The organism is Falsigemmobacter intermedius, assembly GCF_004054105.1.
Taxonomy (GTDB): Bacteria; Pseudomonadota; Alphaproteobacteria; order Rhodobacterales; family Rhodobacteraceae; genus Wagnerdoeblera; species Wagnerdoeblera intermedia.
This window is the reverse complement of record NZ_SBLC01000024.1, coordinates 15,504-41,422: the sequence shown is the minus strand read 5'-3', so window position 1 is coordinate 41,422 and position 25,919 is coordinate 15,504. Positions and strand designations below refer to the sequence as shown.

Genomic DNA, 25,919 nt, shown 5'->3' with positions numbered 1-25,919 from the left:
CGGACCGGTTCCTCCTCAGGCGCTAAAGCTTAGCTCCTGGTCCGAATTCGTGCGACCACCTCTTTCCTCCCCTTCGTTGCTCTGCCGCCTGAGGGTGCCTCGGCGCCGGACGAGGGCTTTTGCCTCAAAGAGCAGCCGTTTGCAGAGGCCGCGGTGCCCGGCTGGTCACACCCGCTTTGCAAACTGCTGCGTCAATGCTGAGAGCCATCGCAAATCCCGCGCCGCTCGCCTAAGCGCAGAGAGCACAGCTTCGGACAGATCTGCCATGATGCCGCTTCTCTATCTTTCTTCTGACGCGATTGCCGCTCTGCGCCCCGATGCCCGGCTGGCCCGTGAGGCCGTGGAGGAGGCCTTTCGCCTGAAAGCCGCCGGACGCACGCGGATGGCGCCGAAGACCTCCGTCGCGCTCGAGGGCAGCGATGTGGCCATGGCCATGGTGGGCATGCTGGCAGAGCCTGCGGTGGCGGGCGTCAAATGGGTCGGCGTCTGCGCGCAAAATCCTGCGGCGGGGCTTGCCTCAATCAATGGGGTGATCGTGCTCAGCGATGCGGCGACCGGCCTGCCCCGGGTGATCCTTGATGCAGGCTGGATCACCGCCACGCGGACGGCGGCTTGCAGCGGGCTTGCGGCGACATATCTGGCAGATCCGAACAGCACGACGGCCGGCTTTATCGGCTGCGGCGCACAGGCCCATGCCAATCTTGATGCTCTGCGCCTCGCTCTGCCGGGGCTGGAGCGGGTGCGGATCTTCGGCCGGGGCGAGGCCTCCCGCGCGCGCTTTGCGGCGCGGGTGACGGATCTGGGCCTGCGCGCTGAGATCACCTCTGACCCGCAGGAGGCCGTGAGGGGGATGGATGTCGTGGTCTCCTCGGTGCCGCCCGCTCCGCAGTTCCGGTCCTTTCTCGATCCGCGCTGGCTGAAAGAGGGAGCCTTTGTCTCTGCGGTGGATCTGGGGCGCTCCTGGCATCAGGCCCCCTGGCGCGGGGTATTTGAGCTGGTGATTACGGATGACACGGAACAGAGCGAAGCGCTGATTTCGCAGGGCAAGCTGCTGGACGGCGGGCCTTTTGACGGAGAGATCGGCGATCTGCTGACCGGAAAGATCCGTCGCGGTGGCGGCGCGTCTGCCCTGCTTTTTGCCGGAACGCCGCTCTGCGACCTCGCCCTTGCCGCGCGCATTGAAAGCCTCGCCCGCGCCTCCGGCCTTGGGCTGGAGCTGCCCAGATGAACCCGCATCCTGCGCGGCCCGATGTGATCATTGCAGGCGCCGGTATCATCGGCGTGACCCTTGCGCTTGAGCTGCGGCTGCGCGGGGAAAACGTTCTGCTGCTGGATCCCGCGCCGCCCTGCGATGCCGCCTCGCGGGTGAATGCGGGCGTGCTCTCGCCCGGCTCGGTTCTGCCCATGGCGGGGCCGGGCCTCTGGCGGGCGCTGCCGCGCTATCTGATGAACCGCGACCCGGGGCTGCGGCTTCATTTGGCCGATCTTCCGGCGATGTCGGGCTGGCTGCGCCGTTTTCTGGCACGCGCCAATGCCCGCAGCGTCAGCGACACGGCAGAGGCGCTTGCCCCGCTGACCGCCGCCGCCCAGAGCGCGCATGTGCGGCTGGCGCAGATCTCAGGCGCCCTGCCGCACTTTCGCAGCACCGGCTGGACAAAGCTTTACCGCAGCCCTCCGGGCGCGGCGCAGGAGGACGAGCTCCGCCTGATGGAGCACCTTGGCGTGCCGGTCACCCGGCTGAGTGCCGCTGATCTTCAGGCGCTTGAGCCGGATCTGGCCCCGGTCTATGCGGGGGCGCTGCATTACCACAGCGCCATGTCCGTCGACAGTCCGCGGGATGTGGGGCTGAGTTATTTCCGCCATTATCAAAGTCTTGGCGGCGCCTTCCTCCAGGCGTCGATGGCACAGCTGCACCGTGAGGGGGAGGCCTGGGTTCTGCGCACCGGCGCCGGTGAGATCCGCACCAACCGCGTGGTCATCGCCGCCGGAGCGTGGAGCGCGGCGCTGCTGCGCCCGCTGGGTCTGCGGCTTCCCATGGTGGCAGAGCGCGGCTGGTCGGCGCATCTGCCCGCCGGACAGATCCGCCTGTCGCGTCCGGTCTGTGATGTGGCGCGCGGCTTTGTCATGACCCCCATGCGCGAGGGGATCCGCGTCTCAAGCGGGGTGGAGCTGACCCTGCCGGGCCGCACGCCGGATCTGAGCCAGATCACCCTTGCGCTTCAGGCGGCGCAAAAGGTTCTCGGCATTCATGCGCCCGCCATCACCCCGGCCCGCAGCGGCATGCGGCCCTCGCTGCCCGACGGGGTTCCGGCGATCGGGCGCGTGGCCGGGCCGCAAAATCTTTGGGTGGCGACGGGGCACGGGCACATCGGCTTTGCCACATCGGCCATCACCGCGCAGATGATCGCCGCAGATATGGCCGGTGAGACCCCGCCCGTGCCGCTGGCCCGCTTTGCGCCGGAGCGCTTTTAACTTTTCTTCGGCGCAGCTTTGGGCGGATCGAGCGTGGTCTGGACGAAGGCCATAATGTCCCGCGCCGGTCGCGCCCCTGCCAGACGGCCCATCTCTTTGCCGCGATGATAAAGGATCAGCAGCGGGATCCCCTGAATGCGCGAGCGGGTGGCGATGGCCGGGTGATCCTGGGTGTTGAGCTTCGCAAGTCGCACCCAGGGCGAAAGGCTTTTGGCAGCCCGCGCAAACTCCGGGGCCATGGTCCGGCAGGGGCCGCACCAGGGTGCCCAGTAATCCACCAGGATCGGCACCTCATCATTGCGGATCGCCTTGTCATGCGAGACCGGGTCGAGTTCAGTCACGCCCCCGGTGATCAGAGGGTCCCCGCAGCTGCCGCAGCGCGGACGCTCGGGAAGTTTTTCAACCGCCAGCCTGTTAATCTGACGGCAGGTCAGACAGGTGATTTTTGCCTGCTCCATCGCGCTTTCTCCGATCCCCGATAACACAGGATTGACCGAGCCCTGCCCGCAATGCCAGAGGGTTGCAACCGGACGCCGAGTCACAAGCCCGTAACCGGCAAAAGTCTGCGCGAAACCGCCCTGAAAAGGACTGCCATGACCCGCCCCCAGGCCACGCTGATCGGAACCTCTGCCATCCTGCTCTGGGCCTCTCTGGCGGCGCTGACGGTGCTGTCGCAGCCGGTTCCGGCCATGCTTCTCAATGCGCTGACCTTCGGGATCGGCGGTGTGCTGGGGATGGGCTGGCTGGTGGCCTCGGGCTCGCTGGGAAAGCTGCGCGGCCTCTCCTGGCAGGCGCTTGCTTTCGGCACGGCCGGGCTTTTTGGCTATCACGCGCTTTACTTCTCAGCGCTGCGGCTGGCCTCTCCGGTGGAGGCAAGCCTGATCAATTACCTCTGGCCGCTGCTGATCGTGCTGCTCTCGGGCCTGCTGCCCGGAGAGCGGCTGACGCGGGGCCATATCTTCGGCGCCCTGCTGGGCTTTGCGGGGGCTGCGCTGATCGTGCTGACCCGCGCCCCCTCCGAGACGCAGCCCGGGGCTGCGCTTGGCCTGCTGCTGGCCTTTCTGGCGGCGATCACCTGGGCGATCTATTCGGTAGGCTCACGCCGCCTTGCGGCGGTGCCGACCGAGGCCGTGGCGGTTTACTGCCTCGGCACAGCGGTGCTCTCGGCGCTGCTGCATCTGGGGTTTGAGGAAACGCTCTGGCCCCAAAACAGCACCGGCTGGATTTCTGTGGTGGTGCTTGGCGCGGGGCCGGTGGGGCTGGCCTTCTACGTCTGGGATATCGGCGTCAAGCGCGGCGATATTCAGCTTCTGGGCGTCGCCTCCTATGCCGCGCCGCTGCTGACAACCTTTGGCCTCTGGCTGACCGGCGCGGTGGAGCTGACACCCATGGTGGGTCTGGCCGCCTGCCTGATCACGCTCGGCGCGGTCATTGCAGCCCGCGCCGGTCAAAAGCTGCGTCAGGGGGCCGTGGCCGCGAAAGAGGGTCGCGTGGCCTGAGCGTCAAACCAGGCGCTCAACCCGGGATGAGCCGCACGCCAGCCGCGCGCCGCATGACGCAGATCGAGATAACCCAAGGCCGCCAGCACGGCGATCTGGCCGATGCCGAAAGGCCCCTGCAGATGCGCCATCCAGCGCTCCTCAAGGGCCGAGAGGGCGCGGTCGATCTTGACCCATTGTGCCTCAACGAACTCAGGCACATGTTTGTCCTCAGGGCGCAGACGGCCCTCATAGACCATCAGAAGCGCCGCATCGAGGATGCCGTCCGCCGTGGCCTCCAGCGTCAGCGCATCCCAGAGCGCCTCCCCCTCAGGATAGAGCCCGCCTTTGCCCCTGGCGTCGAGGTAGCGGGTGATGACGCGGCTGTCGTAAAGCGCAGGACCATCCGGGCGCTCCAGCGCGGGAACCTTGCCCAGCGGGTTTGAGGAGGCCGGACGCGCCGCCGTTTCATAGGGCGTGCCCCCGGCGGTGATCAGATCCACCTGATCGAGCTGCCCGGTTTCATGCAGCACCATCATGACTTTGCGCACATAGGGCGAGGTGGGAGAGTAATAAAGACGCATGGCTGTCCTCTGTCTGATCGGCGGCAGGCGCGGAAACGCAAAAACCCCCGCCGTGGATGCGGCGGGGGTATGATGGCAGCAGATGCGGCAGGCGCAAGCGCCCTCAGCCGTATTTCGCAACCGGCGTGCCGGCGAGGGCCGCGATGTTCAAAAGCCCGCGTGAGGTGACCGAAGGCGTCACGATATGCGCGCGGTTGCCCATGCCCATCAGGATCGGGCCGACCTCCAGACCATCGCCGCGGGTTTTCAGGATGTTGCGTACACCCGAAGCCGCATCGGTCGAGCCAAAGACCAGCACATTGGCCGCGCCCTCCATTCGGCCCGAGGGGAAGACCCGCCCGCGCAGATCCGGGTCAAGCGCCAGATCGACCGTCATCTCGCCTTCGTACTCAAAGTCGAGCGGCATGGCATCGAGGAGCGCCATGGCCTCACGCATCCGCAGCCCCGAGGAGGTGTTCAGGTTGCCAAACTGCGACGAGGAGCAGAGCGCGATTTTCGGCGTGATGCCAAAGCGGCGCACGTGGCGGGCGGCACCGATCACAATATCCGCAAGCTGCGCAGGCGTGGGCTCTGCATGGGCCTGGGTGTCGGCAATAAACAGCGGCCCCTGATCCTGGATCATCAGGCTGAGCGCGCCGACCGGGCGCAGACCATCGCGGGCCAGCACTTCCTCGACATATTTCAGATGCCAGAGATACTGTCCGAAAGCCCCGCAGATCAGGCTGTCGGCTTCCCCGCGATGCACCATCACCGCGCCGATGGCGGTGGTATTGGTGCGCAGCACCGCGCGGGCGGTGTCAGGGGTGACGCCGCGCCGCTCCATCAGGCGGTGATAGGTCTCCCAGTAATCGCGGTAGCGGCTGTCGCTTTGCGGGTTCACGATCTCAAAATCGCGGTCCGGGCGGATCGGCAGGCCCGCACGTTCGCAGCGCAGCGCAATGACATCAGGACGGCCGATCAGAATCGGCACCTCGGTGGTTTCTTCCAAAATCGCCTGAGCGGCGCGGATCACGCGCTCATCTTCGCCTTCCGCAAAGACGATGCGGCGCGAGGCGGTGCGTGCAGCCTCAAAGACGGGGCGCATGATCATCGACGAGCGGAAGACCGAACCATCAAGCTTCTGCTTATATTCCGCGACATCCGCGAGCGGACGTTTGGCCACGCCCGTGCGCATCGCCGCATCGGCCACCGCAGTGGCCACGACACCCATCAGGCGCGGATCAAAGGGCTTCGGGATCAGATAGTTCGGGCCAAAGGTCATCTGCTCGCCGTGATAGGCGGCGGCGGCCTCAGCAGAAGTGGTGGCGCGGGCAAGCTGCGCAATGCCTTCGATGCAGGCAAGCTGCATCTCATCATTGATCTCGCTGGCCCCCACATCGAGCGCGCCCCGGAAGATGAAGGGGAAGCAGAGCACGTTGTTCACCTGGTTCGGGAAATCCGAACGCCCCGTGGCCATGATCGCATCGGGGGCCACTTCGCGCACCAGATCGGGCAGAATCTCCGGGGTGGGGTTCGCCAGCGCAAAGATGATCGGCTGCGCCGTCATCTTCTTCACCATCTCCTGGGTCAGAACGCCCGGACCCGAAAGCCCGAGGAACATATCCGCCCCTTCGATCACATCGCCAAGGCTGCGCGGACCACCGGGCTGCGCGAAGGCGGCCTTATGGGGGTTCATATCCTCTTCGCGGCCCTCATGGACGAGGCCGTGCAGGTCACAAAGCCAGACATTCTCGCGTTTCACGCCCAGCTTCAGCAGCATGTTCAGGCAGGCAATGCCCGCAGCGCCACCGCCGGTCGAAACGAGTTTGATATCCTCAAAACGCTTGCCGGCGACATGCAGAGCGTTAGTCGCCGCAGCGCCCACAACGATCGCCGTGCCGTGCTGGTCGTCGTGGAAGACCGGAATGCCCATCCGCTCCCGGCAGATTTTCTCCACGATAAAGCAGTCAGGCGCCTTGATGTCTTCCAGGTTGATCGCCCCGAAGCTCGGCTCGAGGGCGCAGACGATCTCGGCCAGCTTATAGGGGTCGTTCTCATTCACCTCGATATCGAAGCAGTCGATATTGGCGAATTTCTTGAAAAGAACCGCCTTGCCTTCCATCACCGGCTTCGAAGCCAGCGCCCCGATATTGCCAAGCCCCAGCACGGCGGTGCCGTTTGAGACCACCGCCACCAGGTTCCCGCGCGAAGTGTAGCGCGCGGCCGTCGAAGGATCAGCCTTAATCTCAAGGCAGGCTTCCGCCACACCCGGCGAATAGGCGCGGGCCAGATCACGGCCGGTGGCCAGGGGCTTGGTGGCGCGGATCTCAAGTTTTCCCGGCCGGGGAAACTCATGATAGTCCAGCGCCGCCTGGCGGAGATTTTCGTGGCGATTTTCTTCCATAGCCCCCTCCGGAGATTTTGTTTAAGGCTAAACTATATTCCGGCGGGGGTGTATATGGATTTTCAGACAGGTTCTTCCGCAAAAGCGTGAAGTTTACGTGAACGCTGCAGGGTTACGCAGCGTCGGTCGGCCCCGCCCAACGGGTCAGCGCCTGTTCATCCGCCTCTTTGGCCGCGACCCAGGATTTTCCCTGACCGCTGACTTCCTTTTTCCAGAAGGGCGCGCGCGATTTCAGATAATCCATCAGAAATTCCGCCGCCTCAAAGGCCGCGATCCGGTGACGTGCGGCGGTGGCCACCATCATGATGACCTCTCCCGGATGCAGCGGGCCGAAACGGTGAATAACCAGCGCCCCCTCCAGGTCCCAGCGGGTCATGGCCTCTGCGCGGATCTTCTCCAGCGCCTTTTCGGTCATACCGGGGTAATGCTCGATCTCCATGACGCTGAGGCCCCCCTCAACATCGCGGACCACGCCCGAAAAGCTGACCACCGCACCGGAAGATGAAGCCGCTGCGGTAAAAGCGTTCAGCTCGGCGCCCGGATCAAAAGCCTCAGCCTGCACACGGACCGACATGGCTCAGCCCCCCGTCATCGGCGGGAAGAAGGCCACCTCACGCACCCCCGCAAGCGGGGCATCAAACTCTGAGAGTTCCTGATCGAGCGCGACGCGCAGAGCCGTGAGATCCGAGAAGGCCAGGGCATAGCGCGGCTCGCGGGCGGCAAGTTCGGCCACCAGATCCGCCACCGTTGCCGCTTCCGTCTCCACCCGCTCCCGTGCTTCACCGATGCGTTCGCGCACCCAGGCAAAATAGAGCAGATCGAGCGTCATTGCGGATCGTCTTTCAGATAGGGCGCAGCTTTGCGCAGATAGTCAAAACCTGTGATCGCGGTCAGGATCGCCGCGACCCAGATAAGGGCCAGACCGGCCCAGTTGGCAAGGGCTGCATAGCTGACGCCTGCCGGCACCTCGCCCTCACCCACAACCGGGCTGCGGCCCGCTTCGAGATAGGCAAGGCCGGTGGCAAGAAACAGCACCGCAATCGCCACCATCTGCGCCGTGGTCTTCCACTTTGCCAGCCGCGTGACTTTCAGCAGCGAGGATTTCGCGCCGAGATATTCGCGCAGACCCGAAACAAAGACCTCACGGAACAGGATGACAGCCGCCGGAAGGATGAGCCAGGGGTTCATGCCGGAATAGCCGGTGATCACCATGATCGCGATCACCACCATGGCCTTATCGGCAATGGGATCGAGCATGGCCCCGTAGCGGCTTTCCTGCTTCCAGGCCCGCGCCAGATAGCCGTCGACAAAGTCGGTCAGCGCCGCGGTCACAAAGAGTGCCAGCGCCAGCCAGTCGGCCCAGGGACGGTTAAAATAAAGGAACATCACCGCTACGCCGGGGGCGGCGAGCAGGCGCAGGGTCGTAAGGATATTCGGAACCGTCCACCGCATGGCACAGGGATAGCCGAAGGATCACGGGACGGAAAGGGGGGCTGAGGCCCCCCTGCCCGATTTCAGCGCAGAACGTGGACCGAGCATTGCGCGTGGCGCACCACACGCGCCGCGGTTGAGCCAAGAAAATAGTCCTGCAGACCGGGACGGTGCGAGGCGATCACAATCAGGTCATGCGCGCTCTCTTTCGCCAGATCGAGAATGGTCTGTGCCGCATGGCCGGCCCGCACCTCGACGCGGACATCCTGGCCTGCAAACTCCGCCTCCAGCGCCGCTTTCGCATCCGCCAGATTCTGCTGCAACTGATCCTGCGGCAGATATTGCGAGACATAGACCGGGATCTCGGCCAGCACCGTCAGAAGGGTGATCTTCCCCCCTTCGGCACAAAGCGCCCGGGCCGCCGCCATCGAGGAGGCGATGGTCGCTTCATGGTCCTGGGTCACGGGGACGAGAATGTTATGATACATGATCAGCTCCTGGTTATGGCCCTGTTGTGACAGAGCCTCCGGGGGCTGACTTTGATCGGGATCAAACCCGGCGAAAAAAGCGGGCTCAGCCCGCAGCGTCGTTTTCGGCCAGACGGACCGCGCCGATCAGCGCAGCCTGGGTGCGGTTCTTCGCGCCGAGCTTCACACAGACAGAGCGCATATGGGTTTTGATGGTGATCTCAGTGAGATCCATCTCGCGGGCGATCTCTTTGTTTGAAAGCCCCTCGCAGAGATAGCGCAGCACCCGGGTTTCCTGCGGGGTCAGCCCCGGCAGGACAACCGCCGCGGCATCGCGGTCGTAATCCGGCGGCAGCCAGACACCGCCCTCTGCCACCCGGGCCAGCGCCTCAGCCAGCTGAAGGGGGGAGAGGGTCTTGGGCACAAAGCCGCGCGCGCCGACCTGCAGCGCCAGATCCACCGTGCTGCGTGCGACATTGCCGGACATCACCACGACCGCGCCGCCCGCATTGGCGGCCACCACCTCCGCCACGCCGGTCAGGCCGTTCATTCCCGGCATGACATAGTCGAGCAGAATCACGTCAAAGCGGCCATGGCTGCGGATGGCGGCAAGGCTTTCATCAAGGGTCCCGGCGGTGGTCAGCGCAAAGCCCCCCCGCGCGCTGAGCAGAGCGACCAGCGTGTCCCGCAGCAGCAGATGGTCATCCGCCACCAGCAGTGAAATCACAGCCATATCCGCATCCCCTCCGAGGCTCCGCCGGGCACCTTAGCGGCAGATAACCCGATTTCAACCCCGGCTCAGCCATCAGCCTGAGGCTTCACTCCGCATGAAGCGCACCATTTGCTGCGTTGAGCCGTCGATTCCACCGTCGGGCCGCTCGCCCGACAGCATCGGCTCCAGGGTCAGCGCCAGTTCTTTGCCCAGCTCAACGCCCCATTGATCAAAGCTGTTGATGCCAAGAAGCACGCCTTCCACGAAGACCCGATGCTCATAAAGCGCAAGGATCATCCCGAGGGTAAAGGGCGTGAGCCGGTGATAGGCCAGCATGACCGAGGGGCGATTGCCCGGAAAGACCCTGTGGCGGGCCTGACGCTCAAGCTCAGCACCGGTCAGACCGGCTGCGGCCATCCGCGCGCGGGCCTCTTCGAGACTGCGTCCGGTCATCAGGGCTTTGGCCTGCGCCAGGCAGTTGGCCACCAGCAGGCGGTGCTGCGCCTGCTGCTCAGGGTAGCAGCCTTTCGCCGCCACCAGAAATTCGCAGGGAATAATCCGCGTGCCCTGGTGGATCAGCTGATAAAAGGCATGCTGACCATTGGTGCCAGGCTCCCCCCAGACCACGGGGCCGCTGTCGCAGGGCAGATCCGAGCCATCCATGGCGACGCGCTTGCCGTTGCTCTCCATCTCCAACTGCTGAAGATAGGCCGGAAGGCGTGCAAGCCTTTGATCATAGGGCAGAACGGCCCGGGTGGGATAGCCACAGCCCTGGGCGTGCCAGACGCCGCTTAAGGCCAGCAGCACCGGAAGGTTCTGCGCCATAGGTGCCGTCCGGAAGTGCTGATCCATATGGGCCGCACCGGCCAGAAACTGATTAAAGCGCTCCGGCCCCACAGTCAGCATCAGGCTGAGACCGACCGGCCCCCAGACCGAGTAGCGACCGCCGATATAATCGCCAAAGCCAAAGACACGCTCCGGCGGAATGCCCCATTCGCCCGCCTTTGCCGCATCTGATGAGATGGCGACCATCTGCGCGGCAGGGTCGGCCACCGCCGTCTGCAGCCAGTTCCGCACGATGCGGGCATTGGCCATGGTCTCGGTGGTGGTGAAGGTCTTGGAGGCGATCAGCACCAGAGTGCGCGCCGGGTTCATCTCGCTCAGGATCCAGTTCGCATGCGCGGGATCCACATTCGAGAGAAAATGCGTCCGCGGCCCCGTGCGGAAGGGCGAAAGCGCAATGCTGGCCATGGCCGGGCCCAGATCCGAGCCACCGATGCCGATATTGACGATATCCGTAAAGCGCCCCCCCGGCCCTGAATAGGCCCCGCTGCGCACCGCCTCGCAGAGCGCGGCCATCCGCGCACGGGTGGCCTGCATGGAGGCAATATCCGCCTGCGGCAGTGACGGGTCCGGCGTGCCGCGCAGCATGGTGTGCAGCACCGCCCGGCCTTCGGTTTCATTGATCCGCGCGCCGGTGAACATCGCCTCGCGCCGCGCGGCAAGACCGGAGTCTTCCGCCATGCGCAGCAGCAGCGCCAGGACCTCATCGTCGATCAGCGTCTTTGAGAAATCAAAGAGCATCTCTGAAGAAGTGCCCCCGTCAGTATAGGGGAGCCGCGCTGAGAAACGCGCAGCGCGATCCTCCGCCTCAAAGAGAGCCTGAATGGAGCTGTCCTTCCGGTGCAGCGCGGCCTGCGATAATTCCCGCCAGGACTGGTCGTTCAGCATAAATCACTCCGCCCAATGGACGGTCGCATTGTCTGCGATTGCCCGCACCGGCGCAAGATCTGCCGGTAAACCCTTTGAACTCTCAAAGGCTTCGCGCTTAGGCTGTCCGAGCATCACCAGATGGATATTCATGGCATCGCGCAGCACCGGCAGGCTCAGGCTCACACGGGGTTCCGGCTGGCCCGGAGCCTTCACCTCAACCACCACCGGGGCAGAGGGGGACAGCGCCTCTGCAAGCTGCGGAGAGCCCGGGAACAGGCTTGCGATGTGAAGATCTTCGCCCATGCCCAGGACCAGCGTGCTCAGCGGCAGACGCGCGGTCACCGCCTCTGCGATGCGCTCAATCCGCCCGACTTCGCCGGCGTTATGCAGATAAAGCGGCACCACCTTCGCCGGTGCTGCCGCCGCGCGCAGCAGACGCCGGCGCACCTGCCCCAGATTTGAGCGCGGGTGATCCTCCGGCACACAGCGCTCATCCGTCAGCATGACGGTGACGTTTTCCCAATCCAGTTCCACCGCCGACAGAAGGTCATAAAGCGGCAGCGGCGTGGTGCCCCCGGCCACCGCCAGAGTGGCATGACCCGCCGAGCGCAGGGCCTGACCCAGCTCTCCTGCGACTTTATTGGCGAGCGACAAAAACAGCATCTCGCGATCGGCGTATTCGATGAATTCCATCTTAATGCAGCTCCCTCCAGACCCGTCCGTCCCGCGCCATCAGCCGGTCTGATGCCAGCGGCCCCGAAGACCCCTGGGCATAGGCCAGCGGACGACGCCCCTCATGGGCTGCGATCACCGGATCAGCCCAGCTCCAGGCGGCCTCAACCTCATCGCCGCGCATAAAGAGCGTCTGATTTCCGCGGATCACATCCATGATCAGCCGTTCATAAGCATCCGGCATATCCGAACCTTCCGCCCCCAGCGCCTCCGCGAAGGACATATCCAGCGGCACCCGCACCAGACGCATCCCCCCCGGCCCCGGCTCTTTGATCATGACCTTGAGGTTCATCCCCTCATCGGGCTGCAGACGGATCACCAGAAGGTTCTCCTGCCAGCCGGAGGCATCGTCAAAAATCGTATGCGGCGGCTGTTTGAAGAACACCGCAATCTCCGAGACCCGAGCCTTCAGCCGCTTGCCGGTGCGCAGATAAAAGGGCGTCCCCTTCCAGCGCCAGTTCGAGATATGGACCTTCATGGCCATGAAGCTCTCGGTCCGGCTGTCGGGATTGCCCGCTTCATCGGAATAAGACAGCCCCTCACCCGCCTCATACTGGCCACGCACGACATCTTCGGGCCGCACCGGGTCCAGCGCGCGGATCACCTTCAGCTTCTCGTCGCGCACGGCGTCGGGGTCAAAATGATAGGGCGGCTCCATGGCGATCAGGCACAGAAGCTGCATCATATGGTTCTGGATCATATCGCGCATCGCGCCGGCGCGATCGTAATAGGCGCCGCGCCCGGCGACCCCTACGGTCTCGGCCACAGTGATCTGAACGTGATCGACATATTGCGCGTTCCACAGTGGCTCGAAGAGAATATTGGCAAAGCGCACCGCCATCAGGTTCTGCACGGTCTCTTTACCCAGATAGTGGTCGATGCGGTAAATCTGCGTCTCGTCGAAATGCTGCGCGAGGGTGGCGTTCAACTCGCGCGCCGTGGCGAGATCATGTCCGAAAGGCTTTTCCACCACGATCCGGCTGCCGGAATCGGCCACATTATGGGCGCGCAGCCGCTCGGCCAGCGGGCCGAACAGATCGGGCGCGACCGAAAAATAGAAGGCGCGCACCACGCCTTCGCGCATCATGGCCGCCAGATCCGCCCAGCCCTGCCCGCCCCGGGCATCGACGGCCACAAACTCCAGACGCTCAAGGAAGCCCGCAACCTTATCGGCCTTCAGCTTATCTTTCGCGACATGCTCACTTAAGGCCTGAGCGATCATCGCCTGCCACTCGGCGCGGGTCATCGGCCCCCGCGCTGCCCCGATGATGCGGCAGCGCTCGGTCACCTGCCCCCCGAGGTAGCGGCGGTAGAGGCCGGGGAGAATCTTCCGGCAGGCCAGATCACCGGTGGCACCAAAGACGACCAGATCGAATGCATCCACCGGAATCACACGTGAAACCACAATCGCCCCCTGCCCCTCAGGGGCTTACCAGTTCAGCACCCTTCAGGCGCCGCAGCGCAGCTTAGCACCGCTCCGGCGGTACCGAAAGAAGCCCGCAGCCTGCGGGGGCGGAAAACCCCCAATGTCTCAGAAGAGGATGATTTTTCAGCAGAATTTTTGAAAGCGCGCGCCCGGCTGCCGGCGGGAAAACCAGAGCCGGAACGGCGAAAACTGCCCCCAACCACTTCCAACCAATTTCCCGCAGGAAGGCCAGCCCCCTTAACGCGCCCTCTCACCCCGATTAAAAATCAATCATTCCGACTATTGTGGCGCTAAAATAGTCACAAAATCACCCATTTCAGGCAAAAATTGAAACTATCGTATTCCCCTGCGCCGGATTTCCGGTCAAAAGGGGTGCAACCAATAGTGAAATGGTTGAACCATGACCGGCGCTTCTGATCTGTCCCAAACCCAGGGTGCGAATTTCGCGCTCAATGAGCTGCGCCGGATGATCGCCAGCTCAGCGGCGGGTGGCACCCGGAAGCTCCCGACCGAGCGTGAACTGACCGCCCTGCTTGGGATCACCCGACATGCCCTGCGCCAGGCGCTTGAGGTGCTTGAAACAGAGGGGCTGATCTGGCGCCGTCAGGGGGCCGGGACCTGGATCGGCTCGCCGCGCAGCAATCTCGAAAGCCAGATCAATGCCACCCTGCCCGGCACCACGGTCGAGGAAGCCATTGAGACCCGCCTGCGGGTTGAGCCGCAACTGGCGCAGCTGGCCGCGCTGCGCGCCACCAGTGACGACATCGCCCGCATGAAAGAGCTGAACCGGCGCAGCATCGAGGCTTCAGACCCCGAAGCCTGCGAGCTTTGGGACGGCGCCTTTCATCGCCAGATCGCTCTGGCGGCCCGCAACCGCATTCTGCTGTCGCTCTTTGATGTGATGAACCGCATCCGCGAAGAGCCCTTCTGGCAAACGACCCGCGAGAACGCCCGCACCGAGCCGGGCGTGACCGACCAGGTCAATATCCACCACATCGCCCTGATTGAGGCCATCGAAGCGCGCGACAGCCAGCGCGCCGGTCAGGCGATGTGCGATCACCTTCTCGACGTACAGCACCGCTGGCTGCGGCGTCTGAGCCGCGAAAGCCTGGGCATTCCTGCTTTGAATGCCGCCCCGCCCGTCCTTCCGTTCTGAGCCCAGAGGAGTCTCGACATGACCTGGAAAACCCTTGCCACCACCGCCCTTGCCGGCTGCCTGTTCGCCTTTGCGGGCCAGGCTGCGGACCTGCGCATCGCACTGCAGGACGATCCCGACATGCTCGACCCGGCGCAGTCGCGCTCGTTCGTCGGCCGGATCGTCTATTCGTCGCTCTGCGACAAGCTGGTTGATGTGAACGAAAACGTCGAGCTGGTGCCGATGCTGGCCACCGACTGGGCCTTCTCGGACGACGGGCTGAAGCTGGTGATGAACCTGCGCGACGGCGTGAAATTCCACGACGGCGAAGTGATGAATGCGGAAGCGGTGGTCTATACCATCAACCGCAACATGACCCTGAAAGAAAGCCGCCGCAAATCCGAGCTGGCCTCGATTGAAAAGGTGGAAGCCACCGGCCCGCTGCAGGTGACCTTCACGCTGAAAAAGCCCGATGCCTCGCTGGTTGCACAGCTGTCTGACCGCGCAGGTATGATCGTCTCGCCGAAAGCGGCTGAAGCTGCAGGCGCGGATTTCGGCGCGAACCCGGTCTGCGCCGGCCCGTTCAAATTCGTCGAGCGCGTCGCTCAGGACCGCATCGTTCTTGAGAAATTCGCTGACTACTGGAATGCCGGTGAGATCCACCTCAACAAGGTGACCTTCCTGCCGATCCCGGACACCACCGTGCGTCTGGCGAACCTGCGCTCGGGGGATGTGCAGCTGGTGGACCGCATTGCGGCAACCGATGCTGAAACCGTGAAGGGCGATGCCTCGCTTGGCTATGCCGAAGCTGTGGGCCTTGGCTCGATGGGCATCTATGTGAACATGGGCAACGGCGCCAATGCCGAAAAGCCGATGGGTCAGCACAAGGCGCTGCGTCAGGCCTTCTCCTATGCAATCGACCGCGAAGCGATCAACCAGGTTGTCTTCTCGGGCGGCGCTCTGGCCGGCAACCAGCCCTGGCCGCCGACCTCGCCCTGGTACAACCAGAACCTGCCGGTCGAGCCGCGCGACATCGAAAAAGCCAAGGCTCTGGTGAAAGAAGCCGGTTTTGACCGCGTGGCCTTCACCCTGCAGCACCACAACAACCCGGTGGTCACCCAGACCATGCAGATGATCCAAGCCATGGCCGCCGAGGCAGGCTTTGACATCTCGCTGATCTCGACCGAATTTGCGACGCTGCTCGATAAGCAGTCGGCCGGTGACTATGAAGTCAGCCGCTCTGACTGGTCGGGCCGCCCGGATCCGGATGGCAACGTCCACACCTTCTACCACTCGAAAGGTGGTCTGAACGATCCGAAGTACAGCAACGCCGAAGTTGACCGTCTGCTCGACGAGGCCCGTGCTTCGACCGATCCGGCTGTGCGCAAAGCCAAATATGATGAATTCGCTGCCATCGTCACCGATGAGCTGCCGATCATCACCCTTGGCCACCAGAAATACCTCTACGGCTTCACAGCGAAACTGGACGGCTTCAAAGCCTATCCGGATGCAATGATCCGCCTGCAGGGCGTGAAACTGAACGACTGATCCTGAAACCCGCCGCTTTCGGGGGACATCTCCCGAAAGCGGCCCGTGCGGACCCCGGCCATGCATATCTTTCTCGCCAAGCGGCTTTTGGTGGCGATCCCCACCCTTCTGCTTGTTTCCGTCTTCGTCTTCTTTCTGCAAAAGCTGCTGCCCGGTGACCCGGTGCTGGCTCTTGCGGGCGAAGAACGCGATCCCGCCACTCTCGAAGCCATCCGCGAACAGCTGGGCTTCAATGATCCGCTGATCGTGCAGTATCTGCGCTGGATCGGGGCGGCTCTGACCGGGGATCTCGGCACCTCTCTGCGCACCGGCCAGCCGGTGCTGGAGCTGATCGGGCAAAAGCTGCCCGTGACCCTGCAACTGGCCACCATGGCGCTTGGCATTGCCTTCCTCTTTGGTGTGCCCGCAGGCATCTATGCCGCCGTGCGCAAGCGCCGCGCAGGCGATTACACCGCGAACTTCATTGCCCTGACGCTTTTGTCGGTGCCGAACTTCTGGCTGGGGATCATGCTGATCCTGCTGGTCTCAGTAAACCTGAACTGGCTGCCGGCCTCGGGCTATGTCTCGCCTTTCGAGAATTTCGCGCTCTCGATGAAGACCATGATCATGCCGGCCCTCGTGCTGGCCACGGGTCTGGCGGCGACGCTGCTGCGTCACACCCGCTCGTCGATGATGGGGGTGTTGAAGTCTGACTATATCCGCACCGCACGGGCCAAGGGCCTTGCGGGCAGCAATGTCGTGCTGGGCCATGCCTTCCGCAATGCGGTTCTGCCGATCATCACCCTGACTGCGCTGCTCTTTGGTGAGCTGCTGGCGGGCGCGGTTCTGACCGAGCAGATCTTCACCATTCCGGGCTTTGGCAAGCTGATCGTGGATGCCGTCTTTACCCGCGATTACGCCGTGGTTCAGGGCGTGGTGCTCTGCACCGCCGCAGGCTTCATCCTTCTGAACATCATCGCCGATGTGCTTTACGTCCTTCTCAACCCGCGTCTGAGGGCCCAGCTGTGAGTTCTGCTGCAAACACCTCCCCCGCCCTGCCGAAAAAGCAACCCTCGCGGGCCTGGCGCTCGCTCAGGCGCAATCCTTCGGCCATCGTCGGCGCGCTGATCATCCTGCCGATCGCACTCTTGGCGTTGCTGGCACCGGTTCTGCCTATCGCAGACCCCAATGCCACCTCCTGGACCGCCATCCGCCTTGCCCCCAATGCGCAATACTGGATGGGCACTGATGAGATCGGTCGCGATATCTTTTCGCGCATGATCTGGGGCGCGCGCGCCTCGCTGCTGGCGGGCACCATTTCGGTGGCGATTGCGCTGGTCACCGGCGTGCCGCTGGGTCTGCTGGCGGGCTATTTCGGCGGCTGGGTCGATATGGTGATCTCGCGCATTACTGAGGCGCTGCTGGCGATGCCCTTCCTGATTATGGCGATCGCGCTTGCCGCTTTCCTCGGGCCGTCACTGACCAATGCCATGATCGCCATCGGGCTTTCGGCCATGCCGATCATCATCCGGCTGACGCGCGGCCAGGTTCTGGCCGTGAAGGCGGAAGATTATGTCGAGGGCGCCCGCGCCGTGGGCCTCAACCATGTTGAGATCATGGGCCGTTACATCCTGCCCAATATCGTGCCGCCGATCATCGTGCAGGCCGCCCTGACCATCGCCACTGCGATCATTGCGGAAGCCTCGCTCTCGTTCCTGGGCCTCGGCCAGCAGGCGCCCGCGCCGTCCTGGGGGTCGATGCTGAATACGGCAAAGAACTTCCTGAGCCAGGCTCCGACCTATGCGCTCTTCCCCGGCCTTGCGATTTTCCTTGTTGTGGTTGGCTTTAACCTTCTGGGCGACGGTCTGCGCGATGCGCTGGACCCGCGCGAACACTGAAGACGGATATTTCAGATGAGCACTTTCACCACCCGTCCCGAAATCACCGGCACCTTCGGCGTGGCCACCTCGACCCATTGGATTGCCACCGCCGTCGGCATGTCGATCCTGGAAAAAGGCGGCAATGCCTTTGACGCGACCGTCGCCACCGCACTGACGCTGATCGTGGTTGAGCCGCATCTGAACGGCTTTGGCGGCGATATGCCCGCCATTTTCTACAGCGAGAAAACCGGTAAGGTTGAGGTGATCTGCGCCCAGGGCCCGGCCCCGAAAGGCGCCACCATCGCGCATTATAAGGCTGAAGGCATCGATCTGATCCCCGGCGACGGGCTTCTGTCGACCGTCATCCCCGGTGCTTTCGACGGCTGGATGCTGATGCTGCGCGACTATGGCACCATGTCGGTGCGGGAGGTCTTTGAGCCCGCGATCGGCTATGCCCGTGACGGACACCCGCTGCTGCCGCGCGTCGCCAATACCATCAAGGATCTGGCCGGGTTCTTTGAGAAAGAATGGCCGACCTCGTATGCCCACTGGCTGCCGGGCGGCAAAGCGCCTGAGGCCGGTAAGCTTTTCAAACAGCCGGAACTCGCCCGCACCTGGACCCGCATCGTTGAGGCCGCCGAGAAGGTTCAGGGCCGCGAAGCGCAGATCGATGCGGCGCGTGACTTCTTCTACCGCGGTGAGATCGCCGCAGAGATGTGTGAATGGCTCAAGACCGCAGAGGTCATGGATGCCAGCGGCAGCAAGCACAAAGCCGTGCTGACGGCGGAAGATCTGGCGGGCTATAAAGCCACCATCGAGGCCCCGCTGACCTATGACTATGAGGGCTGGACCATCTGCAAACAGGGCCCCTGGGGCCAGGGCCCGGTCTTTGCCCAGACCCTTGCGATCCTGAAGCATACCAATATCGCCAATATGGACCCGATGGGCGCGGAATTCGTCCATACCGTCATCGAGGCCATGAAGCTCGCCTATGCCGACCGTGAGGTCTATTACGGCGATCCCGACTTCGCAGAGATCCCGATGGAGCATCTGCTGTCGGATGCCTATAACGCTGAGCGCGCGAAGCTGATCACCGATCAGGCGTCGATGGAGCTGCGCCCCGGCGTGGTGCCGGGCTTTGAAGCCCAGGTCGCGCTGGCCATGGAGATCCTTGGCGCGCAGAAAGGCCAGGCGGTTTATGAGCCGACCATGGCACACTTGGCCACCGCCGATGACAAAAACACCGAAAAGCGCGGCGATACCGTGCATATCGATGTCATCGACCGCTGGGGCAATATGGTCTCGACCACGCCTTCGGGCGGCTGGCTGATGTCCTCGCCGATCATTCCGGGGCTGGGCTTCTGCCTGAACTCGCGCGCGCAGATGTTCTGGCTGAAAGAGGGTCTGCCGACCTCGCTCGCTCCGGGCAAACGTCCGCGCACCACGCTGACGCCCTCGCTCGCGCTGAAAGACGGCAAACCGACGCTTGCCTTCGGCACGCCCGGCGGCGACCAGCAGGACCAGTGGCAGCTTGGCTTCTTCCTGCGCTATGTGCACAGCGAAATGAACCTGCAGCAGGTCATTGACGGGCCGCTCTTCCACAGCTCGCATTTCCCGGCCTCGTTCTATCCGCGCACCATGGATCCCGGTGTGATGATGATCGAAGACCGCATCGGTGCGGAAGCCATCGCCGATCTGAAAGCACGCGGCCATAAAGTCACCGTCTCCGGTTCCTGGGATATCGGTCGCCTGACCGCAGCCCGCCGTGACGAGGACGGCCTTCTGCGTGCCGCCGCCACCCCCCGCCTGATGCAGGCCTATGCCGCAGGCCGCTGAGGACCTGCGAGGAGTATGGTATCGTGACTGAACCCGTTCTGAGTGTGCGCAATCTGACCACCACTTTCCGCACCGAAGAGGGCTGGAAATCGGTGGTGCGCAATCTGAGCTTTGAGATCCACGCCGGGGAAACCGTGGCCGTGGTGGGGGAATCGGGCTCCGGGAAATCGGTGACCTCGCTTTCCATCATGCGGCTGCTCGATCCGCATAACAGCCGGATTGAGGGCGAAGTGATCCTGAACGGCCGCAACCTTCTCGCGCTCTCTGAGCGCGGGATGCAGGATGTGCGCGGCAATGAGATCGCGATGATCTTTCAGGAGCCGATGACCTCTCTCAACCCCGCCTATACCGTGGGGCGGCAGATCGCCGAAGTGCTGATCCGCCACAAAGAGATGTCGAAAGACGAGGCCCGCACCGCTGCCATCGCCATGATGGAGCGGGTGCGCATCCCCAATGCTGACCGCCGCTTTGATCAATATCCGCATGAGTTCTCCGGCGGGATGCGCCAGCGGGTGATGATCGCCATGGCGCTGGCGGCGCGGCCGAAACTGCTGATCGCTGACGAGCCGACGACGGCCCTCGATGTGACGATCCAGGGGCAGATCCTGGATCTGATCAAAGAGCTGCAGCAGGAAGAGGGCATGGCGGTTCTCTTCATCACCCATGATATGGGCGTGGTGGCAGAGATCGCCGACCGCACGGTGGTGATGTTCCGCGGCGATCAGGCCGAGACCGGCACCACGGAAAAGATTTTCCGCAATGCCGATCACCCCTATTCGCGCGCCCTGCTGGCCGCCGTGCCTGCGCTTGGCGCGATGGAGGGGGCGGATAAGCCGCTGCGCTTCCCGCGTGTGGATATGGCGACCGGGGCGATCTCGCCGCTGCCGCCCCAGGCCCGCCCAGTGGATTACTCTGCCGCGCCGCTGTTGTCGGTCAAAAACCTGGTGACGCGCTTTGACGTGAAATCGGGGCTTCTGAACCGGGCAACGGGGGCCGTTCATGCGGTCGAAGGGGTGAGCTTTGACCTCTGGGCCGGGGAGACCCTCTCGCTGGTGGGGGAATCGGGCTGCGGGAAATCGACCACGGGCCGTTCGATCATGCGGCTGGTGAACCCGCGGGACGGTGAGATTTCGCTGCAGGGCCGGGATGTTCTGAAGCTCTCAGGCGCTGAGATGCAGGCCATGCGCCGCGACATCCAGATGATCTTCCAGGACCCCTTCTCTTCGCTGAACCCGCGGATGACCGTGGGCCAGGCGGTGGCAGAGCCGCTGATCAAGCACGGCATTGCCAAAGGCGCGGCCGCCCGTGCGCGGGCGGCGGAGCTGCTCGATCAGGTCGGGCTGAATTCGGCCATGATGGACCGTTACCCGCATGAGTTCTCCGGCGGTCAGCGCCAGCGGGTGGCGATTGCGCGGGTGCTGGGGCTGGAGCCGAAGGTCATTGTGGCCGACGAATCCGTTTCGGCTCTGGATGTCTCGATCAAGGCGCAGGTCTGTAACCTGCTGATGGATCTGCAGGAACGGCTGGGCATTGCGTTTTTGTTCATCAGCCATGACATGGCGGTGGTCGAGCGCATCAGCCACCGGGTTGCGGTGATGTATCTTGGCGAGATCGTTGAGATCGGCCCGCGCGAGCAGGTCTTCGGCAATCCGCAGCATGACTATACCAAAAAGCTGATCGCTGCCGTGCCGGTGCCCGATCCGGACCGTCGCGCTCTGCGCCGCAACACGCCGGTGGATGAGCTGAAATCGCCGGTGCGGCCTTTGGGCTTTGTGCCGCCGGTGCGGGCTTACCGCGAAGCCGGGCCCGGGCATTTCGTGATGACCGCCTGATCTGAAAAAGCCCCCGCGCCGAACCGGCACGGGGGCTTTTTACTGCGGCCGCTGGGGAGGGCTGCCTGCCCTCCCCGGGCCCCTCCCGGGAGTACTTTTAAAAAGCCAAAATCAGGCGCGGACGCGTTGCGACAGGATTGCGCAGACCACGAGTTGCAGCAGGTGGAAGATCATCAGCGGCAGCACGATCAGCGAGATGTCCTGGCCTGCAAAGAGGATGCCGGCCATGGGCAGGCCGGTGGCGAGGCTTTTGGTTGAGCCGCAGTAGAAAAGAGCCAGCAGATCAGCCTTTGACATGCCCGCGAGACGGCCGGCGGTGATGGCGATGCCCATGACGACGGCAAGCAGCGCCGCGCAAAAGCCGATCAGCATCAGAAGCTGGGCCGGCTGCACAACCTGCCAGATGCCGTTCACAACCCCGGCGGAGAAAGCGGAATAGACGATCAGAAGGATGGAGCCGCGATCGACCACCATGGTCGGGGTTTTGTATTTATTCAGGAAATTTGCCAGAAGCGGGCGGCAGAGCTGGCCGACGGCGAAGGGCAGAAGGATCTGCTGCACGATTTTCCAGATGGCAGAGGGTTCAATTCCATAGCCGCTGGTGCCGGGAATCAGCGCCATAAAAAGAAGCGGTGAGAGGATCACCCCGATCAGGTTGGAGATGGAGGCCGCACAGACCGCGCCTGCCACATTGCCATTGGAGACAGAGGTGAAGGCGATGGAGCTTTGCACCGTTGAGGGCATACAGCCGATGTAGAGAAAGCCCACACCGATGGCGACCGGCAGACCCATGAGGATCATCGGCTTCATCGCAAGGGTAAGCAGCGGGAAAAGCGCGAAGGTGCACAGCAGAACGCCGAGCTGCAGCTTCCAGTTGGCCAGGCCGGTGACAATTGTCGCAGTGGACAGTTTGGCGCCATAGATGAAAAACAACAGCGAGACGGCCCACCATGTGATCTGGCGCAGGACTGCGGCGAAGTCTCCGCTGGCGGGGGCGAAGCTCGCCAGAAGCACCGTCAGCACCAGAAGCATCATGTAACGGTCAAGTCCGATACGCTTCAGGGCGCTCTCGATCCGGCTGAGTGACATTGCGCTCTCCTGTGCAAACCCAATGATCCGGGTGTTGTATACGCAGGAAGGCTGATACTCTGGTTATGTATGCATTCCAAGGGGAACTCCGCAATGACGCTGACGCTTGCTCTGCGACTGGCTGACCAGATGAGCTCCGATATTCTGACAGGGCTTCTGCCATCCGGGGCGCGGCTGGAGGAAGTGGCCCTGGCGGAGCGCTTTGGCTGTTCGCGCACCCCCGTGCGGGAGGCTTTGACTGAGCTTTGTGCCCGCGGACTGGCGCAGCGCCGCGCCGGGCGCGGGGTTGAGGTGATCCGCCCCGACAGCGATCTGCTGCTGGATCAGTTTGAGGCTCTGGCGGAGATGGAGGGGCTTCTGGCCGGGATGGCGGCGCATCGCGGCACTCTGGCGGAGGTGATGTCGCTTGAGGAACTCCTTTCGGTGATGGATCGTGCGCCGGCAGAGGAGTATCCGGATCTGAACCTGCGGCTGCACGAGCGGATCTGTGCGATGTCGGGCAATCGTGAGCTGGCGCGGGTCGCCGGGGAGATGCGGCGCAGGCTTGATGCGCTGCGGGGGGCACAGCTGCGGTCTGACGGGCGGCGGCTGCGCTCGGCGCGCGAGCATGCTGAACTGGTCACGGCCATTGCCGCACGCGATGCCCAGGCGGCGGCCCGCATCATGCGCGATCATTTGCGGGCCTCGGCGCGGGCTTCTCTGGCGGTGCTGGCGGCGACGGTGGAAAGCGCGTAATCTCGCCGCCCGAAGGAGGCCCTTCATGGTCACGAAAATTCTTGTTGCGGGTGCCGGCTCTATCGGGCGGCGCCATGCGGAAAACCTGGCCGCCCTGGGCGCGGAAGTCACGCTGAGGGGCTGGCGCGATTGGGGGCTGGCGGGGCTTGAGGCGGATCTGGCGCAGCATGATGCGCTGGTGGTGGCCACTGCCACCGATCTGCGCCTGCCGCTGATCGAAGTGGCCGCGCGGATGGAGAAGCCGCTTTTTATTGAAAAGCCCCTGGCCTTTCGCCGCGATGAGCTGGCTGCCATTGAGCGGGTGACCGGTGCGATCGCCGATCGCTCGATGCTGGGCTATATGATGCGGTATCACCCGGCTTTCCGGGTGCTGGCGCAGACGGATCTGTCTGACATCTTTCAGTTTTCGCTGACCATTGGCCATGATGTCACCCAATGGCGGCAGAACTGGCGCTTCTCAGAGAGTTATGCGGCGAAGGCGGAGGGCGGCGGTGTGCTGCTGGATCTGTGTCACGAGCTGGATATGGCGGCCTGTCTCTTCCCCGGTCTTGCTCCGGTGAGCGTGGAGGCTCAGGGCCATGCCGGCTATCGGGGCGTTGATATGGCCAGCCGGATTTCGCTGCGCAATACGCAGGTGACCGGCGAGGTCACCATGGATTACCTGACGCCGAAAATGCACCGCCAGGCCATTCTGCGCGGCACCCGGGCGCGGCATCACTTTGATTACGTGGCCCAGGACTATCGCAGTGAAACTTTCGACGGCGTGACGCAGCATGAGCGGCCGCTGGAGCGCAACGCCATGTTCATGGCGATCTCGCGCGACTTTCTGGCCCTGGTTGAGGGCCGCGCCACGTCAGATGTGGAACATCTGCCCCGGCTTGATCTGGCGCTGCCATCGGCACGGCTGGTCGCCGACTGCTGGCAGGCCCGCGAATTCATCGGTACCATCGATAAGGAACTGCCATGATCCTTGGTCATATCGGCGCGCGCAAAGGCTCTAAGGGTGTGCCGCGCAAGAACTTTCGTGAGATCTGCGGCAAGCCGCTGATCGACTGGTCGCTGGATCAGCTTTTCGCGCATCCGGCGGTGGATGCGGTCGTTGTCTCAACCGATGACGAAGAGATCTATGAGCATGCCATCGCCAGAGGTGCGCTGAAGATCGGGCTGCGCCCGGATCATCTGGCGACCGATGGTGCGGGCAAATGGGGCGTCTGGCAGCATGCGCTTGAGGTCTCTCAGCCGCTTCTGGATGCGCCGATTGAGGCCTTTCTGGACCTCGACTGCACCTCGCCGCTGCGGCTGGCGGAAGACATCACCAATGCGCTGGTCCTCTTTGATGAGCAGGATCCCGATATGGTGATGTCCTGCTGCGAGGCGCGCAAGAACCCCTACTTCAACCTCGTGGAACCCGATGCCAGCGGGGCTTTGCATGTCTCAAAGCCGCTGCCGGGTGGCGTCGTCGCGCGCCAGCAGGCCCCGGTGGTCTATGAGCATGCGGCCTCGACCTATGTGGTCTCGCCGGATTATCTGCGCCGCTCAAAAGGTCTTTGGGAGGGGCGTGTGATCCCCTTCCTGATGCCGCCCGAGCGCTGTGTCGATATCGACAGCGAGTTTGATTTCCGTCTTGTCGAATTTCTGCTGAAAGAGGCCCAGAATGGCTGAGCAACTTCAAGGTCGCACCGTTTTCATCACCGGCTCGGGCGGGGTGCTGGGCAGCACCTATGTCCGCCGCATGCTGGATGAAGGTGCACGCGTCATCGGGTCAGACCTGCCGGGCCACCGCGCCGAGGCGCTGAAAGAAGCCCATGCCGGCAATGAGAATTTCCGCTTTTATGAGCTGGATGTCTCGGAAGAAGATCAGGTTGTTGAGATCTTCAAGCGCATCCTGGCCGACGGATGGGAGCCGAATGTCGTTCTGAACAACGCCGCCATCACCGGCGAGTTGCTGATGGGCGCGGGCAAGGGCTTCCCGGATTTCGCCGATCTTGAGGTGAAGGACTGGGAAAAGACCATGCGCACCAATCTGACCGCGCCCTTCATGGTCGCCCGTCAGATGGACCGCGATATTGTCGGCAAATATCCCTGCACGCTGATCAACGTGGCCTCGATGTATGCGTTGAACGGCGCGCATCACCGGATCTATGACGGCATGCCCTTCAAGAATTTCTCGGCCTATGGCGTGTCGAAAGCGGGCATCCACGGGCTGACGCTCTGGCTCGCCGGTTATTGGGCGGATCGGGGGGCAACGGTGAACACCATCGCCCCGGGTGCGGTCTTCAACGGCCATTCCGATGAGTTCCAGCGTCGCGTGGGCGAGTTGATCATGCTCAACCGCATGGCAAAGCCCGATGAGATCGCCGATGCGATGCTCTTCCTGGCCTCAAAGGCTGCGGGCTATATGACCGGGCAGCTGGTCAATGTGGATGGCGGCTTCTCGGGCTGGTAAGCTATTGAGGCGAAAAGCCCCCGGCAGAGCGATCTGCCGGG

The 25,919-nt window shown here is 63.6% G+C and carries 25 protein-coding genes; 13 read left to right on the top strand and 12 right to left on the bottom strand.

Annotated elements, in window-relative coordinates:
* Positions 1-265: 265 nt before the first annotated feature.
* Together EP867_RS14435 and EP867_RS14430 are read left to right on the top strand one after the other, a co-directional pair.
* On the top strand, positions 266-1,228 hold the full coding sequence (locus tag EP867_RS14435) for an ornithine cyclodeaminase family protein (RefSeq protein WP_128490192.1): 963 nt from the start codon (positions 266-268) through the stop codon (positions 1,226-1,228).
* Positions 1,225-2,472 (top strand): NAD(P)/FAD-dependent oxidoreductase, encoded by a 1,248-nt coding sequence (locus tag EP867_RS14430; RefSeq protein ID WP_128490191.1) that lies wholly within the window; start codon positions 1,225-1,227, stop codon positions 2,470-2,472. Before EP867_RS14435 ends, EP867_RS14430 begins: the two co-directional genes overlap by 4 nt.
* On the opposite strand, the gene EP867_RS14425 is transcribed toward EP867_RS14430, so the two are convergent.
* A complete protein-coding gene (locus tag EP867_RS14425) occupies positions 2,469-2,930 on the bottom strand; it encodes a thioredoxin family protein (RefSeq protein ID WP_128490190.1) in 462 nt (153 codons plus the stop codon). The genes EP867_RS14430 and EP867_RS14425 overlap by 4 nt on opposite strands.
* A gap of 135 nt (positions 2,931-3,065) precedes the next feature.
* On the opposite strand from EP867_RS14425, the gene yddG reads away from it, so the two are divergent.
* Positions 3,066-3,971, top strand: coding sequence for an aromatic amino acid exporter YddG (gene yddG / locus EP867_RS14420; protein ID WP_128490189.1), 906 nt, complete (start codon positions 3,066-3,068; stop codon positions 3,969-3,971).
* Here yddG and EP867_RS14415 read toward each other — a convergent pair.
* The 10 genes from EP867_RS14415 to zwf all read right to left on the bottom strand — a co-directional run bounded on the left by EP867_RS14415 (position 3,932) and on the right by zwf (position 13,377).
* Positions 3,932-4,534 (bottom strand): glutathione S-transferase, encoded by a 603-nt coding sequence (locus EP867_RS14415; protein WP_128490188.1) that lies wholly within the window; start codon positions 4,532-4,534, stop codon positions 3,932-3,934. The two genes, yddG and EP867_RS14415, sit on opposite strands and share 40 nt — an antisense overlap.
* Positions 4,535-4,637: 103 nt before the next feature.
* Positions 4,638-6,917 (bottom strand): NADP-dependent malic enzyme, encoded by a 2,280-nt coding sequence (locus EP867_RS14410; RefSeq protein WP_128490187.1) that lies wholly within the window; start codon positions 6,915-6,917, stop codon positions 4,638-4,640.
* A 112-nt stretch (positions 6,918-7,029) separates the two neighbouring features.
* Positions 7,030-7,491 carry a molybdenum cofactor biosynthesis protein MoaE gene (locus EP867_RS14405; RefSeq protein ID WP_128490186.1) on the bottom strand — a complete coding sequence of 154 codons (462 nt, stop codon included), beginning with the start codon at positions 7,489-7,491 and terminating at the stop codon, positions 7,030-7,032.
* Positions 7,492-7,494: 3 nt separating this feature from the next.
* A complete protein-coding gene (gene moaD, locus EP867_RS14400) occupies positions 7,495-7,746 on the bottom strand; it encodes a molybdopterin converting factor subunit 1 (RefSeq protein ID WP_128490185.1) in 252 nt (83 codons plus the stop codon).
* A complete protein-coding gene (pgsA, locus tag EP867_RS14395; RefSeq protein WP_128490184.1) occupies positions 7,743-8,369 on the bottom strand; it encodes a CDP-diacylglycerol--glycerol-3-phosphate 3-phosphatidyltransferase in 627 nt (208 codons plus the stop codon). The genes moaD and pgsA overlap by 4 nt, the downstream gene beginning before the upstream one ends.
* 62 nt (positions 8,370-8,431) lie before the next feature.
* Positions 8,432-8,836, bottom strand: a complete 405-nt coding sequence (locus EP867_RS14390) for a universal stress protein (RefSeq protein ID WP_128490183.1) — start codon at positions 8,834-8,836, stop codon at positions 8,432-8,434.
* Between the two features lie 85 nt (positions 8,837-8,921).
* Positions 8,922-9,548, bottom strand: coding sequence for a LuxR C-terminal-related transcriptional regulator (locus EP867_RS14385; protein ID WP_128490182.1), 627 nt, complete (start codon positions 9,546-9,548; stop codon positions 8,922-8,924).
* Between the two features lie 72 nt (positions 9,549-9,620).
* Positions 9,621-11,258, bottom strand: a complete 1,638-nt coding sequence (gene pgi, locus EP867_RS14380) for a glucose-6-phosphate isomerase (RefSeq protein WP_128490181.1) — start codon at positions 11,256-11,258, stop codon at positions 9,621-9,623.
* Positions 11,259-11,261: 3 nt separating this feature from the next.
* Positions 11,262-11,933 (bottom strand): 6-phosphogluconolactonase, encoded by a 672-nt coding sequence (gene pgl / locus EP867_RS14375; RefSeq protein WP_128490180.1) that lies wholly within the window; start codon positions 11,931-11,933, stop codon positions 11,262-11,264.
* A 1-nt stretch (position 11,934) separates the two neighbouring features.
* Entirely contained in the window at positions 11,935-13,377 is a 1,443-nt protein-coding gene (gene zwf / locus EP867_RS14370; protein ID WP_128490179.1) for a glucose-6-phosphate dehydrogenase, read from the bottom strand.
* 421 nt (positions 13,378-13,798) lie between these two features.
* On the opposite strand from zwf, the gene EP867_RS14365 reads away from it, so the two are divergent.
* The 6 genes from EP867_RS14365 to EP867_RS14340 are packed head-to-tail and all read left to right on the top strand — an operon-like array spanning position 13,799 to position 21,608.
* Complete coding sequence (locus tag EP867_RS14365) at positions 13,799-14,554, top strand: FadR/GntR family transcriptional regulator (RefSeq protein WP_128490178.1); 756 nt, start codon at positions 13,799-13,801, stop codon at positions 14,552-14,554.
* An 18-nt stretch (positions 14,555-14,572) separates the two neighbouring features.
* The gene (locus tag EP867_RS14360; RefSeq protein ID WP_128490177.1) at positions 14,573-16,081 is read left to right on the top strand and encodes an ABC transporter substrate-binding protein; all 1,509 of its coding nucleotides are present in this window, start codon (positions 14,573-14,575) and stop codon (positions 16,079-16,081) included.
* 60 nt (positions 16,082-16,141) lie between these two features.
* Positions 16,142-17,089: an ABC transporter permease gene (locus EP867_RS14355; protein WP_128490176.1), complete on the top strand. Its 948-nt coding sequence runs from the start codon at positions 16,142-16,144 to the stop codon at positions 17,087-17,089.
* Positions 17,086-17,958 (top strand): ABC transporter permease, encoded by an 873-nt coding sequence (locus tag EP867_RS14350; protein WP_164888881.1) that lies wholly within the window; start codon positions 17,086-17,088, stop codon positions 17,956-17,958. The genes EP867_RS14355 and EP867_RS14350 overlap by 4 nt, the downstream gene beginning before the upstream one ends.
* A 15-nt stretch (positions 17,959-17,973) precedes the next feature.
* A complete protein-coding gene (locus EP867_RS14345; protein WP_128490175.1) occupies positions 17,974-19,776 on the top strand; it encodes a gamma-glutamyltransferase family protein in 1,803 nt (600 codons plus the stop codon).
* 20 nt (positions 19,777-19,796) lie between these two features.
* Positions 19,797-21,608 carry an ABC transporter ATP-binding protein gene (locus EP867_RS14340; protein WP_128490174.1) on the top strand — a complete coding sequence of 604 codons (1,812 nt, stop codon included), beginning with the start codon at positions 19,797-19,799 and terminating at the stop codon, positions 21,606-21,608.
* A gap of 111 nt (positions 21,609-21,719) precedes the next feature.
* On the opposite strand, the gene EP867_RS14335 is transcribed toward EP867_RS14340, so the two are convergent.
* Complete coding sequence (locus tag EP867_RS14335; protein WP_128490173.1) at positions 21,720-22,697, bottom strand: bile acid:sodium symporter family protein; 978 nt, start codon at positions 22,695-22,697, stop codon at positions 21,720-21,722.
* A gap of 93 nt (positions 22,698-22,790) precedes the next feature.
* On the opposite strand from EP867_RS14335, the gene EP867_RS14330 reads away from it, so the two are divergent.
* Genes EP867_RS14330 through EP867_RS14315 form a run of 4 tightly spaced genes read left to right on the top strand, consistent with a single transcriptional unit; the run spans position 22,791 to position 25,878 of the window.
* On the top strand, positions 22,791-23,432 hold the full coding sequence (locus EP867_RS14330) for a GntR family transcriptional regulator (protein WP_164888880.1): 642 nt from the start codon (positions 22,791-22,793) through the stop codon (positions 23,430-23,432).
* Between the two features lie 25 nt (positions 23,433-23,457).
* On the top strand, positions 23,458-24,399 hold the full coding sequence (locus EP867_RS14325) for a Gfo/Idh/MocA family protein (protein ID WP_128490171.1): 942 nt from the start codon (positions 23,458-23,460) through the stop codon (positions 24,397-24,399).
* Positions 24,396-25,094, top strand: coding sequence for an acylneuraminate cytidylyltransferase family protein (locus EP867_RS14320; protein WP_128490170.1), 699 nt, complete (start codon positions 24,396-24,398; stop codon positions 25,092-25,094). Before EP867_RS14325 ends, EP867_RS14320 begins: the two co-directional genes overlap by 4 nt.
* A complete protein-coding gene (locus tag EP867_RS14315; protein WP_128490169.1) occupies positions 25,087-25,878 on the top strand; it encodes an SDR family NAD(P)-dependent oxidoreductase in 792 nt (263 codons plus the stop codon). Before EP867_RS14320 ends, EP867_RS14315 begins: the two co-directional genes overlap by 8 nt.
* Positions 25,879-25,919 lie beyond the last annotated feature (41 nt).